The sequence below is a fragment of the Candidatus Nitrosopumilus sp. genome (genome assembly GCF_965223225.1).
In the GTDB taxonomy this organism is placed as follows: domain Archaea; phylum Thermoproteota; class Nitrososphaeria; order Nitrososphaerales; family Nitrosopumilaceae; genus Nitrosopumilus.
The window spans coordinates 1,138,413-1,151,710 of sequence record NZ_CBDCVU010000004.1; the positions used below are offsets into that span (position 1 = coordinate 1,138,413).

Annotated in this window: 11 protein-coding genes and 1 pseudogene; 4 read left to right on the forward strand and 8 right to left on the reverse strand. The window is 35.1% G+C overall.

The features are described 5' to 3' along the window. Window positions 1-52: 52 nt before the first annotated feature. On the reverse strand, window positions 53-1,153 hold the full coding sequence (locus ACOQN3_RS07315; protein ID WP_420545822.1) for an LLM class flavin-dependent oxidoreductase: 1,101 nt from the start codon (window positions 1,151-1,153) through the stop codon (window positions 53-55). Between the two features lie 100 nt (window positions 1,154-1,253). Then, on the reverse strand, window positions 1,254-2,198 hold the full coding sequence (locus tag ACOQN3_RS07320; protein WP_420545823.1) for an iron-containing alcohol dehydrogenase: 945 nt from the start codon (window positions 2,196-2,198) through the stop codon (window positions 1,254-1,256). A gap of 52 nt (window positions 2,199-2,250) precedes the next feature. Between ACOQN3_RS07320 and ACOQN3_RS07325 the strand changes: the two genes are divergently transcribed. Further along, window positions 2,251-3,543, forward strand: coding sequence for a glycerate kinase type-2 family protein (locus tag ACOQN3_RS07325; protein ID WP_420545824.1), 1,293 nt, complete (start codon window positions 2,251-2,253; stop codon window positions 3,541-3,543). Between the two features lie 371 nt (window positions 3,544-3,914). Here ACOQN3_RS07325 and ACOQN3_RS07330 read toward each other — a convergent pair whose 3' ends face one another. Next, window positions 3,915-4,190, reverse strand: coding sequence for a hypothetical protein (locus tag ACOQN3_RS07330; RefSeq protein ID WP_420545825.1), 276 nt, complete (start codon window positions 4,188-4,190; stop codon window positions 3,915-3,917). Between the two features lie 1,931 nt (window positions 4,191-6,121). Between ACOQN3_RS07330 and ACOQN3_RS07335 the strand changes: the two genes are divergently transcribed. Both ACOQN3_RS07335 and ACOQN3_RS07340 read left to right on the forward strand, forming a co-directional pair. After that, the gene (locus ACOQN3_RS07335; RefSeq protein ID WP_420545826.1) at window positions 6,122-6,547 is read left to right on the forward strand and encodes an AAA family ATPase; all 426 of its coding nucleotides are present in this window, start codon (window positions 6,122-6,124) and stop codon (window positions 6,545-6,547) included. Window positions 6,548-6,708: 161 nt separating this feature from the next. Beyond that, window positions 6,709-7,392, forward strand: coding sequence for a VIT1/CCC1 transporter family protein (locus ACOQN3_RS07340; protein WP_420545827.1), 684 nt, complete (start codon window positions 6,709-6,711; stop codon window positions 7,390-7,392). A gap of 34 nt (window positions 7,393-7,426) precedes the next feature. Here the strand turns inward: ACOQN3_RS07340 and ACOQN3_RS07345 are convergent, their stop codons facing one another. After that, the gene (locus ACOQN3_RS07345; RefSeq protein WP_420546613.1) at window positions 7,427-8,347 is read right to left on the reverse strand and encodes a transcription initiation factor IIB; all 921 of its coding nucleotides are present in this window, start codon (window positions 8,345-8,347) and stop codon (window positions 7,427-7,429) included. A gap of 140 nt (window positions 8,348-8,487) precedes the next feature. On the opposite strand from ACOQN3_RS07345, the gene ACOQN3_RS07350 reads away from it, so the two are divergent. After that, window positions 8,488-8,991 (forward strand): Hsp20/alpha crystallin family protein, encoded by a 504-nt coding sequence (locus ACOQN3_RS07350; protein ID WP_420545828.1) that lies wholly within the window; start codon window positions 8,488-8,490, stop codon window positions 8,989-8,991. A 444-nt stretch (window positions 8,992-9,435) separates the two neighbouring features. On the opposite strand, the gene ACOQN3_RS07355 is transcribed toward ACOQN3_RS07350, so the two are convergent. The 4 genes and pseudogenes from ACOQN3_RS07355 to ACOQN3_RS07370 all read right to left on the reverse strand — a co-directional run bounded on the left by ACOQN3_RS07355 (window position 9,436) and on the right by ACOQN3_RS07370 (window position 13,151). Next, on the reverse strand, window positions 9,436-10,404 hold the full coding sequence (locus ACOQN3_RS07355) for a DUF1264 domain-containing protein (RefSeq protein WP_420545829.1): 969 nt from the start codon (window positions 10,402-10,404) through the stop codon (window positions 9,436-9,438). 201 nt (window positions 10,405-10,605) lie between these two features. Beyond that, window positions 10,606-11,487 carry a nucleotidyltransferase domain-containing protein gene (locus ACOQN3_RS07360; RefSeq protein ID WP_420545830.1) on the reverse strand — a complete coding sequence of 294 codons (882 nt, stop codon included), beginning with the start codon at window positions 11,485-11,487 and terminating at the stop codon, window positions 10,606-10,608. Between the two features lie 42 nt (window positions 11,488-11,529). Continuing rightward, a pseudogene (locus ACOQN3_RS07365) lies at window positions 11,530-11,751 on the reverse strand (hypothetical protein); the annotation flags it as partial. A gap of 437 nt (window positions 11,752-12,188) precedes the next feature. After that, a complete protein-coding gene (locus ACOQN3_RS07370; protein WP_420545831.1) occupies window positions 12,189-13,151 on the reverse strand; it encodes an exonuclease in 963 nt (320 codons plus the stop codon). Window positions 13,152-13,298 lie beyond the last annotated feature (147 nt).

Here is a 13,298-nt window from a genome sequence, read left to right on the forward strand (position 1 = left end):
CACCAGAAGATTGCCACAATGAATAATTTTGGGCATGAGAGGATTTGGTAGTTTATTGCTTTGCCTTTTCACGTAATGCAGGCATTACATGACTTGCAAACTTGTCAATAGAACCAAAGTAATTCTTACCCCAGAATCTAATGACAAAGTGGTTTACACCAGCATCCATGAATCTCTCAAAGGTCGGGATGATATCATCAGGAGTACCAACAGCAGTGGAAGAACGGGCAACAGGTTCAGGAATCTTTGTTGCAGCTTCTCTCATTTTTACAATCCAATCTTGGTTGGACATTGAATATTCTGTAAAGTACTTTCTAAAGTCAAATCCTTCGATTTCTTTTAGCCCGTGAACTCTAAGAATTTCAGGTTTGAACAGACTAACCTTTACTGCTTCTTTCATTTTTGCCCAAGACTCTTCTGCATCTTCAGAAAAGTAGACATCAATATCCAATGCATATTGGAAGTTATCTTTTTCTTCTTGAGTTCTGTTATTTTCATCCATTGATTTTTTGATTTGCGCTGCATGATCTTCAAACAACTCAGGAGTGTAACCGATTGGAAGCCAGCCATCTCCAAGTTTACCAGTTAATGCAAGAGTACGTGTACCACCAGAGGCCATGTATGTAGGGGGTCTTGGTTTTCTAATTGGAGGAGCTTGTAAACATGCTCCTTCTAGTTTGTAATATTTTCCCTCATAATCCACAGTATTATCAGGAGTAGATTTGTACAAAGTGTGAATTGTTTCAATTTGTTCTTCCCATTTAGAAACGGGTTTTTCAAATGGAATACAAAATTCCTTTAGGTTTTGCGCTTCACCTGCTCCAATTCCCAAGATGGCCCTACCTTTGGAAATTCTATCCAAGGTGATTGCAGCCAAGGCAATATTGGAAGGATGTCGACGGATTGCGTCAGTAACACATGTACCAAGTTCAACATTGTTAGTAACAGCAGCAATTGCAGACAACATAACCCATGGGTCTAACACAATTGCATTTTTCCACTGTGGGACGTTGGTATGATCCATGTAGAAGATAGAATCATAGCCGGTCTTATCAGCAAGCATGCAGGCAGTTAAAATTTGATCTTCAGTGTATCCTGCTCTTGCAACATTTAATCCATTTTGAATTCCGAATTTTAATTTATTTTCAGTCAATTACAACTAGGAAGAAGTATTAGCATAAAAAAGTTTATGCGATGACCAAATTCGTACTTTTTCAAGAAAATAGAAAAAAAGTAAAAAATTGTTGAATTTTTTACAAATTACCTGCTTTGATGTCCTCAAGACATTTTACAACATCTTCTTTTGAGATTGGTATTGGATTTGGATCCAAATGACCTTTGTCAGTCATGACAACATCGGCTGCTTCAGAAACATCGGCTTTGAGTTCTAGTTTGTCAAATCCGAGTTTTTCCATTGCCTCTTTGAATCGATCATAGAAGATTGATTTGTTATGCTTATGTGCTACAGTGGTACATGATGAAAGAGAATATCCATGAGGTACACCTTCATTTGAGAACACATAGGACAAAGCATGTCCTAGAGTAGTTGAGCAATTTCCAAATCCCATTCCAGACAACATTGATCCGTATGGATAGTTTTCTGGTTTGTCATTCATAATTGCATCATAGAGAATCTCAAATGCTTGTTTACATAGAGTTCTTGTCAAGTCATTACCTAGTTTGCTATCATAGCCTTCAGTAGCTTGAGCACATGCATCACAAACAGAGTTGTTGATGACTTGTTGTGGAGTTCCATCCATAAAGTATGAATCAACTACAGCCATGTCAGCTAAGAATCTGTCTTCACGTAACAATTTCTTTTTGCCATCAAATTTTAGAACACAATAAGTTGTCATTTCAGCTCCGGTTCCAAAGGTTGTTGGAATCAAGATTTTTTCTTTTTTCATCTCAGGTGCAGCATATTTTACCACATCCATTGAGCTTCCACCTCCCAATCCAATTAGGACAGAAGGATCTTTGTCTTTGTATTGTGAAATAACAGCATTGACATCATCTATTGATGGTTCAGGTTTTACTTGATCATACAGCATGTAATCTTGTATGCCCATTTTTGCAATCCATTTGTCAGAAAGTGCCGGAGGAACTGTAGTGACAATTAGGGCATTTTTTGGATACTCTGTTTGACCAAGTGCGTCTTCTCCAAAATTGATAACTTTTGGAATGCGTACTGTGTGCATGAATCAGAGGGAGTATTGATTATTATTATATCTTCCATTGCCAGGGGTTTGTATGATCATTGAAAACTTTGAAGAATTGGCAAATTCAAAGAAGAAAAAAGATTGTTTGGAGATTTTAGAGTCAGGATTACAAGCTGCAAATCCTGAGAACATTTTGTCTGAACACATAACTCCAAGTAAAATTACAATTGGTAAAAAAACAATCAAGATCGATGATTATTCTGGGGTTTATTCTGTAGCGTTTGGGAAAGCAGGAGACTCGATGACAAGAGCACTAAATGCCATAATTCCAGTAAAGAGTGGGATTATTGTTATTCCAAAAGGCTCAAAGTCACAAATAAAGGGAAAAAAATTCCAGATATTCAACTCAAGGCATCCCAAACCAGACAAGACAAGTGTCAAGGCAGCAAAAGAGGTGATGAAATTTGTTCAAAACAGGCGTAACAATGATCTTGTAATCTTTCTTGTTTCAGGAGGAGGATCAGCACTCATTGCAATACCTGATGGAATAACATTGGACGATAAAATTCACGTTACAGATTTGCTGTTAAAGTCAGGTGCATCCATCAAAGAGTTCAATTGCGTCAGAAAGCACCTATCAAAGATAAAGGGAGGAAAATTAGTACAGCAAATGAAATGTCACGGCATCGGTCTTATAATGTCAGATGTTGAAGGAGATGACATTTCAACAATTGCATCAGGTGTTACCCATACAGATGATACAACATACTCAGATGCAATTGATGTTTTAGAAAAATACAAGCTAAAGAGAAAAGTTCCAATTGAGGTTTTGCAAGTTCTAGAAAAAGGATTGAAAAAAGAAGAAGGAAGTACACAAGACAACAAGAGAACAACAAAACCAAAGGTAGAAAATTATGTAATTGCAAATAATGTAAACTGCATCAATGCAATGAAAGAAAAAGCAAAAGAAATAGGATACAACATAGATTCATTGCAGGTTTTTGGAGACATTAAAGAAGTTGTCACAAAAATATTAGACAAAATTCCAAAGGAACCAAAGTCTTGTCTTATTTTTGGTGGCGAACCAACGGTGAGAGTTCTCGGAAAAGGAACCGGTGGAAGAAACCAAGAATTGGTTTTACGACTACTAAAAAATACACAGAAACTCGAAAAGATGGCCTTTGCATCAATGGGGACAGATGGAATTGATGGTAATTCAGTTTTTGCAGGAGCAATTACAGAGAACATAAGAGTAGAACCTACAGTAATGAAAGAATTTTTAAAAAATAGTGATTCTGGAAGATTCTTTCAAAAACAAAAATCAAATATAATCACAGGTTTTACGCACACAAACCTGATGGATATAGGAATTGTCTTAAAATAAACTAGAATAAACCTAAATTTCAAAATTATTTTGCAATTAAAATAAAGATGAAACTTAGAATCACAAATCATCAAAAAAATAACAAGCAAAAAAATAAAATTAAAATTTTCTAAATTATATGATGTAAAATCAAACAAATGATCAATAAAGAATAGAACATTTGAAATACGATAAAGATCAAGTATAAGATATGATAGAAAACAAAATGGGTTTTTGCAATGATGAATCATGTCAATGTGATTGTCACAAAGGAACAGTGTTTAGAAGAGGAAACAGAAAAAGACAATATTGTGACGAATAAAATGAAAAGTATGTTTGATTAAAAAATTTAGAAAAAAAATAAAAAACTAGTACATCATAAACGCCATTTTTTAGGAAGGAAATGACTTTTCATCTTTGTTGTTTCCCTCAAGAATGTAAAGTAATTTGTCAATTAGAAAATTATGTACTGACATTTCCATTTTATTTGAGGAATTTGCAATAATATTTTGACTTTGTGAAATTGTTTTTTCCAGTCTTTGTCGTATTTCTTGATCATTGAATATCTGATGCTTTAGAGAAACGGCTTGTTTTTTGTTCTTAACATAGATTTGAATCCAATAGTAACCTGTTTGGCTATCGTCTATTTCTATTTCAGTTATTTTCATGTTAATAGCTACAGAACATTATCTATTAGGTTTTTAATTTTGAAAATTAAAAAAAACAAATCAAACAAAAAAGCAATACAACATCATACAATTTGAAAAAATTTTTTTGTAGAAAAAGATCAGAGGGTCAAAGTTATTCATCAAAGAACAACCAAGACAAACCCCTTAACTCTTCCCAAGATTGATTTTGATTATTTGTATTTTCCATGACATATGATGAAAGTTTTTGCTTAAAAGACTCGTGAACAAATCGTTCATACAAATCGTTCATAGATTCAGTATGGTTTCAATCTGTATACGGTATTAATTTTCACATATTAAGTTTATCATAGACTATGATTTGTGTATTTAAATAAAAATACCATTTTACGTATCAAAATAGATAAAAAAATGGTTTAAACAAGTAGAATAAAAAGAATAACTATGATTGTACCACGATCTTTTTAGACTAGGAATGCATTAAAGACGCATGGAAAAGGCAACAAAAGATGAAATACTGAATGATTTCATGGGAGTTCTCAATCAGATAGACAAAAGTCCATCAGATGAGATAGAGTCCAATCTGCAGAGAATAGTCCATAGAATTAGACCTTTAATACATAGACTGTAAAACATACAGTTGTTTCATCGTATCTGACTCAAAAATACAAAAATAAGTTACAACGTAATTTCAGTCGTCTCTACCAGCAACATATAATTTTCGTACGCGCTTAGTGATATCAGCAAGTTTGTTATTAATCTCGTTAGGAGTGTTTATGTCCATATGTAAAATTAAGACTTTAAAATCTGCAATAATTTTTTCAGGATTGTCATTTTCAACCAATAATTCATGAAAAGTACAGGGGTCAATAAACCTTTGAGTGTATTTTAAAGAAAAAAATTTCATAGATTCAAAAAATAATCGAAGGTATTTTTTTTTTTTTGATTGATAAATTACAGCTTATCTTTAATAGGAAATCAGCTAACACATAACATGATAATAATTGATCCGATTCTTTACATTATTTTGTTTATCGCTGTTCTCTCTAGTGTAATTGCATTATTGTTATACGTATTTCTGTTTAGAATACCACAAAGAGTGGGACAGAAACAAAAATGGGATGATGATAAAAGATATTCATCAAATACTTCGCGTTGATAATTAACAAAATATGCGATTGCTAAATTTAAGATGGGACCCATTAAAAATAGATCCGCGTCATGATTTTGTCTAATTTCTAGTTAACAGATGATTTTAAAATGAAGTCGTTATAAAAAGAAGTAATCAGAGTTGCGGTTTTGGCATGCTCTTTTTATGGAATGAGTGTATCATAACCATAGATCCCATTGTTAGAAAAACAATTCAAGATAAAAATTGTGTGGTTTGAATAACACCAAAATATAAAAAATAGTTTTTTCTTATTGTTTTTGTCTAATGTATCACTTCAACATTTTCGTTTAGAGATTTGTAACTGGCATAACCATATTCAAAATATTTTTTGGATCATCAAAATGTTTCATGCCATAATTTTTTAAAATACAATTTTGCCTCAATAGATAAACAATTGGAATATTAGAAAATTCAAGTATTATTTTATAATAAATTTCAGAGTTACAATATGACACATAGCAAATGAGATCCTTTCAGGACGTAATACACTGCACTATTTCCTGAAAATTTCTATGATGTACCACATTGGTCAGAATGAAAGCCAACCAATATCAAATTAGAAAAAACAAATCTTCCTTGAATATTTGCTGGATAAAAAAGCCAATATCTTTCTTGAAAATTATGCCTTGTCTTTAAATCAGGAAATCCAGCAATAAAGAAAATGACATACCATTGCAAATACTGTAATTTCAAGTGGAACTCATGGGACGGTGATTTTAAAAAAGTCTTGTTGCACGAAAAAACCCATAAGAAAATTAAGTGATATTGATCAAAAAGCGTCATGTCCCAATTAGAATATGTCATAATGATTGGTGTAGCGCTAAGCGGAAAGACCACTTATGTAAAATCAAACTTTAACCATCAACGCATCTCCTTGTCACATTACGATAACAACAGGAAAGAGGAACTCGAAGACATAGAAAAATGCCTAAAGGAAGGACAAAGCATTGTAGTTGATGACACAAACCTGACTATAGCCATACGAAAACAGCACATAGATCTTGCAAAGAGATACGATGCCAAAGTAAGAGGCATATTCATGAACACCTCCACGCCAATACTTGAGAAGAGACAACGGGGCAGACGTGACCCATTCCCACTTTCTGCAATATACAAGCAGCTCAAACAACTTGAAAGACCCGTCAGTGATGAGGGGTTTGACGAGTTGATAACAAAAAAGGATTATGAACAGCCAAGAGATACGTAGATGGATTCTGAATCCGTAGACTTATCTACAAAATCATAGTATCCTATGAGCAATATCTTGTGGGTTATATAACATAGAAGAAACGTGTCTTGCCCAACAAGTGATAATTGAAACTGATAATCACTATTGTCTTTTAAATTTCAAATAGATTACGCAAAACCATGAAATGGCACTTTGAGGATTTTGTTTATGGCTCTATTGATGGTGCTGTCACCACTTTTGCCATTGTTGCAGGAGTTGTTGGCGCAGGTCTCTCGCCGGGAATAATTTTGATTTTAGGTTTTGCCAATTTATTTGCAGATGGGTTTTCAATGGCTGTATCAAATTACCAATCGTCCAAAGCACGAAATGAGTTCATAGAAATGAAAAGAAAGCAAGAAGAATGGGAAATTGAAAACAAAGTAGAAGAGGAAAAAGAGGAGATACGAGAAATCTACCGAGAGAAAGGATTCAAAAAAGAACTGCTTGAAGAGATAGTCCGAACAATTACATCTAGACGAAAAGTCTGGGTTGATACTATGATGAAAGAAGAATTGGGATTGATAGAAAACGATAAACGCCCAATAGATGGCTCAATTAGTACATTTGTTGGGTTTAATCTAACTGGACTGATTCCGCTAATTCCTTTCATGGGGTTTATCGCAATGGGAATTGAATCAAACTCTGATGCATTTGTATATTCGATTGTGTTTGTGTTGTCGGCATTTTTCATGGTTGGAGCCATCAAAGGAAAAATCGTTAAAAAACCAAAGATCACCTCTGGGGCTTTTACAGCAATTATTGGGGGTGGTGCTGCGTTAATAGCATACTTGATAGGATTTGCTCTGAATTCCTTAGTTCATTAATTTTTGAGAACCTGCATTTTTTTTAGAGTTGTCTCTATATGTTTATTTTTAGCATTTTTCTGATCAATGCGGATCTGTTTCTTATGGTAACGTCACTAATTCCCGATGCCATTGAAATTTTTCTCTGACTAACTTTTTCGCCATTAATTGTGCATGCAATTCGCAGTGATGCAGCAGCCAATGCGACAGGATGCTTGCCTGCAGTCATGTTTTCTTTCTCACATCTTTTTAAAATATCAAATGCATCTCGTTTTGTTTTTTCTTTTAGCTTCATGTCATTTGAAATCTTTGAAATAAATGATGTCGTATTGTATTGGGTGACATTTAACTCCAGTTTTTTGACAATGGTCCTAAAATCACGTGAAATTATGCTTTTTTCAACATTTCCTGCTTTTGCAATGTCCTCTAATGTTCTTGGAATATTGTTTTCCCTGCAAGCTGCATACAGAGAAGCTGAAACCAGGGAAGCAATAGTCCGTCCTCTTGTTATCTTTGCATTTACTACCTTTCTATAGGTATGTGCTGCAGCCTCTACTATGTTCTCCGGAATTACTAGTTTTCCCTTCATTGCGTTCATCAGAGTAAACGCCTTACTTAGTGCGAACGTACTTCTTGACTTGCTTCTTTGATCCCATGCTCGCAATCGATTAAATTCATATTTTGTTTTACTTGGTAATGCCTTTCCTGTAGCATCTTTGTTGATTCCTATTGTAGTTGACAGGCCTCTATCATGCATTGTAAGTGAAGTGGCTGGGCCAGTTCTTGTTAACTTCATAAATTCTTCCTGGTTATTGCGATTGTTTTCATGAGTTAGTTCGGAGATTTTTTCCAACAAAACAGTCCCGCAATTCCCACAAAAAACCTCCCCCCTTTCAGAATCTGTTATCGTAGGAAATGTATTACAACTTTTTAAGCTGCACTTGATGTCACAATCATTTGTATAATTCCTTATCACTACTATCATACACTATTACTCATAAAATAAAAACAACACAGACATTTTCCAATTATGGTTTTTCAAACAATACTGTTTCTGAAAACCATAATTGATAATCTACATAAGGTAAAAATTTCTTTTTGGACATACTGGCTCCAATGGCAGATAAAAACGAAAACAACAACAATAGTGAAAAAAGAGAAGTGGTGCCTTTTTGGCGTTCTAGATTTGATGAGCTAGACAGAGTCTTTGACAACTTCAAAAGAGACTTTGAACACGTCTTTACTCCGTCTTTTGCACCTGCAAAATCCATTCAGCACATGTTTGAGCCATCTACTACGGCATGCGACCTAGTGGATGAGGGAGACAAGTTTGTGATCACTGCTGACATGCCAAGGATAAAGAAAGATGAGATCAATCTTGACGTAGGAGATGATTATATAGACATCTCAGCTGAGCACAAGGAATCAGACGAGGAAAAGAAGAAAAAGTATATCAGAAAAGAGCATAGCGAAGTATCAATTCGCAGGAGAATGTCCCTTCCCGGCAGAGTAAAACCAGAAAATGTCAATGCAAAGCTGAACAATGGAATACTGACAATAGAACTGCCAAAGGAAAAACCGACTCCTCAACCAAGGACTACCAAAGTCAAAGTGGAATAACAACTAAATTTTCATCTTTTTTCTTTTCATTTTATTGAAGATTTTTTGAAAAAATCTGTTCAAAAGGGCAGATAAGTAACTAAATTATTTACGGATATGGTTGCGCTGCAAAATTGGTTGCCATTTTTCGTATCCAAAGGATGCAGTCATGAATGATTCTTATTCATCTTTCTGAGGCATAGGTTGGAAACAAGGATGGTATCCAAGCATGGATAAATAATGCCACACTCATAGACATATCTCTCCACCAATGATCCTTGTAAGTCATATTATTCTCTTTAAGATGCCTTATTGTGTTGATTTTTCTCATAGTGATAAGATTGAGTCAAATTAGAATAATAAAGCAAAAGATATTTTCCATTAACGGTTTTCAGATGTGGAAATCGTATCAAAAGAAGAAGAACTGCTTGTTTTCATTTCAGATTCACCAAAAAAAGAAAAAAATTATTGATCAGGAATATCCTGAACAATCAAGGTGTATGGTTCACCTATTGGATACGTATCGCCATAGTTCCAAAAGTAAACTACTTTTCCATAGGTCTCATCAAGAATGGGTTGTAATTCTGCTAACTCTTCAGTTGTGAGTTCGGGAAATGTAGCTTGTGCTCTTGGAAATTCTGTCTTGTGGTAGTGCCAATATTGTTTTTCTTCTTCAGAAAGCTCGTTGTATTGATCAGTTGTTATGACATATTCTATTCCATATGGTTTGTCTTGATCAGTCATTCCATAAGGGAAGAGTAAACATGTTGCAGTATTGTCATCATAAACTTTACAGTGATGATGAACTATTGTCTGTAAAAGATCATCTGAAGTACCATGTGACTTGTCTACATCAAGATGTCTGATTGCATGTATGTGGAGGTCATTGAATCCAAGAATGTTTGGATATTCAACCTGTCTTGGGTTTAGTGTCTCGTTATAGACGGGTTCCTTTTTCATCATAGTGTCTTTCATTTTTTGCGGGTCATGTTCCATGTGGGATTTGTCCTGCGTCATATTTTTCATCATCTGCATGTGCTCATCTGTCTTCATTGATTCCATTTTGCTAATCATCTGCTCCATGTTTTGGAACATTTTTGATTGCTCTTGAGGGGTCATGGATTTCCACATCTGCATCATTTCTGATTGATGCTTCCTGTGAACAGAATCCATTCTCTCAAAGAGGGATTCAATGTTATTTGATGGAGTAGTTGCTGTTATTGTTTTGCTCTTTGTCATGATTTTTCTCTCTTCTGGAGGAATTTCAGAGCAAAGTCGGTCACCGCAGACTTTTTTCGAACCGACTTCTGGGAGAGCGTTCCCTTTCGATGTTGCAGCATCCGCAGTTTGCCCAAAATCTGCAGGAGCTGCCATTGCCACGGTCAACAGGATTGCCATTCCAAGTATGGATGGAAATACTATTTTCTTATTCATTAAATGACAGGATGCATTCCTGTATAAAAACGCCGAAACGTCTCCCATATTCGATTTTCAGATGTGGAAATCGTTTAGGATTATGTCTCCACGTAACTGATCTTTTGAAGATCACAAAGACGTCTTTTGCCCTAGCGGTAGAAAAAATGCTTTTCCTCTTCTTTGTTAGTGTCGTTAGGCAGAATCTGGTTTGGGTGATTCCTATCGTTTCAACATTTTTTGAATTGCAAGCCCGTACAAGCCATAAACAAACTTGGTACTCTTTAACACATATCCTAAAACATATTTCCTGTTTATTTTGGCGTCTTCTTTTGTCTTTTTGTATTCTAGTGACTGGTATAGATGCTCAACGTCTATATCGGATTTTCCAAAAATTGTACATATGTCTCTGATTTCTTGAGTACTAGTTGACAGAGGTTTGTCTAATGCAAAAAGTACGTCATCGCAAGCCCAAAAATTTGCTTTGACTGCATGAGAAAAAGCAGATTTTGGACTGAATGGAAATAGTACAAAACTCATCATCAAAAGCAGCATGGCATTAAATGATGCCTTTATTTTCTCGATAGTGGGAACTGTTTTTGGAATCTCTTTTCTGATGTCTTTTCCATATAGTATGACTCCGGTATTTTTTATTCTCTGCAAGAACAGTCCAAGGGATGCAATGGTTCTTGTGCCAATCTCGATTTTGAGGTCTTTTCTTATCTTGAATCCCTTTAGGTCTATCTGATCTTGGGACACCACGTAAAATGGCTGGCCAAACATCATCTTGTTTTCGGTTTTAAAAATTAGATCCAATGCAATGTTGTCCGTCTTTTTGTATGATGTGCATGTCTCAGATAATTTCAGGTCGTATTTTGCATCAAGATCCAACAAAAGACTCATCAGATATTTTTCAATTTCTTTTGAGAGTTTTTTGTTTTTTATTATTACAATACAGTCAATGTCTGACTTCCCACGTATCCATTCCCCAGTGGTTGCAGAACCAAACATGACAAATGAGACTATTTCATCAACATACTTGTCGGTGAGTTGCAAGACTAGCTCTTTCATGAACTGCTCAAGTTTTTTATTTTTTATTGCCATGGTAAAAGCCTCAAGTTTTATGCATTCATAAACCTGTAGATGTTACTGGCACCCATACTTTTGTGCCCATGATTCATCTGCAAACTCACTTGTCGGGCAGTATTGTACAAGAATATTTGCATGTACGGTATCTAACAATTCAGAATTTAGTATTTTGTCTTGGCAGGATACCTTTCCAAGCAGCCTACCATACATGTCGTATGGTTGCAGGTCGTCTTGATCAACTATGACTGTACTGGTCACAGGACACAAATCCGCAGTAAACTTTGTGGCCTTATGAAATCATCTTTTCAGCTGCAATCCCAGTCAGAAAATCATAATCCTTGACGTGGTAGAACTTCATGAAATTGTTGAGATGATAAAGGTAAGTCTTTCTGGTTGATTCGGATTTAATCGAATTCTCAAACAATAGCATGCTTCTCTGTTGCATGTGTTTTAATACGATAAAGACGTATTTTAACCAGACATTCCCTTGTTAGAAAAGCAATTCAACCCAGACATTTTGTACAATAGAATTGTCCATTATTACATAGACAAAAAAGGATACACCAAAGACAAGGCAAACCTAATTGCTCAAGCAGTAGTGCAAAAGGAAGCTCAAAGAAGGATTTGCAAAAATAAAGAGTGTAAACATTTTTCACATGATCATATTAGAAACTCAGAAACGTGTTTGGTTACAGATTGCAAGTGTTCAAAATTTACTAAGTAAAATCATCAAGTGAATTTTCCAACAGAGGTTGTGCACTAATACCCATTTTTCGCAGATGTTCTGCAAACTCTTCAACAAAACCATGAATCGTATAGACTTGTTCAGCTTCAGATTGTAAAACCATGTCTACAAGTTCATTAAAATCACAGTGATCACTCATCGGTATAGAATAGTCAGTACGCCTTCCAAAACTAAATCGTGATGATTGCGCCCATCCACTAAATCCGATTGTGACGGCACCATATTTTGATTTCATCTCTTGAATGAATTTATTTTTGCTTGACATCATTGGAGATACCATCACCCAGGGTTTTTTTGCCAACAGTCCTTTCTTTTCAGCCTCAGAATGACCCATTCCGTTTGCAAGGGACATGCCAAATTTTTGGTGAAGTGAGTTCATGTCTTTTACAGAGTCATGAAAATATAACGGTCCCCAATGGCCAAAAAACTGAGTAATGGTTTGAGCTTTGCCTAGCTGGTAACCCATCAGTATGACGGGAATTCCCTTTCCATAAAGTTCAGAGATTAACTCATTTACCTGCTTTTGAATAACATCGATTGATGGAAATCTAAATTCAGGCAATCCAAAAGTGGTTTCAGTAATCAAGACTTTGCATTTGGGAACTTTGGCACCTTTGAGAAAACCCCTATCCCTAGTGCAAATATCACCAGTATAGAAAATATCATCAAAAAGAAGTCCTTTAGATCCTAGAATGTGTCCGCTATCAATCAGAGTGAAATCATCAACTGATTCAACATGATTTTCCATTTTAAACCCCCTAAGATTTGCAATTTCATTTGTTTCAATTGAGGACAGGATAGTGCCGCCATTTTTTGAGGGCAAGTGATCAGAGTGTGCATGAGATACAAAATTAATCCCTGAAGAATCAGTGTTTTTTGGATCCAGATAAACAAGTTTTTCATTTACGTTACACAAAATACCATTCTTGGTCATTCTGACTTTTCTTGACAACAGAGATGAAAAATATCAGATTTGATATAAACTAAAAGTTTGTCAGAGACGAACCTTAGATCAATTTTGTTTTGACAAGATCACATCGAAGAAGAAGAAAATAAAGTTAGATCAAAAATTATAATTGGA

Bases quoted from the DNA above. Each gene is read 5' to 3' on its own strand.
- ACOQN3_RS07325 (WP_420545824.1), top strand. From the start codon at position 2,251: ATGATCATTGAAAACTTTGAAGAATTGGCAAATTCAAAGAAGAAAAAA.
- ACOQN3_RS07370 (WP_420545831.1), bottom strand. From the start codon at position 13,151: ATGACCAAGAATGGTATTTTGTGTAACGTAAATGAAAAACTTGTTTAT.
- ACOQN3_RS07355 (WP_420545829.1), bottom strand. From the start codon at position 10,404: ATGAATAAGAAAATAGTATTTCCATCCATACTTGGAATGGCAATCCTG.
- ACOQN3_RS07350 (WP_420545828.1), top strand. From the start codon at position 8,488: ATGGCAGATAAAAACGAAAACAACAACAATAGTGAAAAAAGAGAAGTG.
- ACOQN3_RS07330 (WP_420545825.1), bottom strand. From the start codon at position 4,190: ATGAAAATAACTGAAATAGAAATAGACGATAGCCAAACAGGTTACTAT.
- ACOQN3_RS07335 (WP_420545826.1), top strand. From the start codon at position 6,122: ATGTCCCAATTAGAATATGTCATAATGATTGGTGTAGCGCTAAGCGGA.
- ACOQN3_RS07360 (WP_420545830.1), bottom strand. From the start codon at position 11,487: ATGGCAATAAAAAATAAAAAACTTGAGCAGTTCATGAAAGAGCTAGTC.
- ACOQN3_RS07340 (WP_420545827.1), top strand. From the start codon at position 6,709: ATGAAATGGCACTTTGAGGATTTTGTTTATGGCTCTATTGATGGTGCT.
- ACOQN3_RS07320 (WP_420545823.1), bottom strand. From the start codon at position 2,198: ATGCACACAGTACGCATTCCAAAAGTTATCAATTTTGGAGAAGACGCA.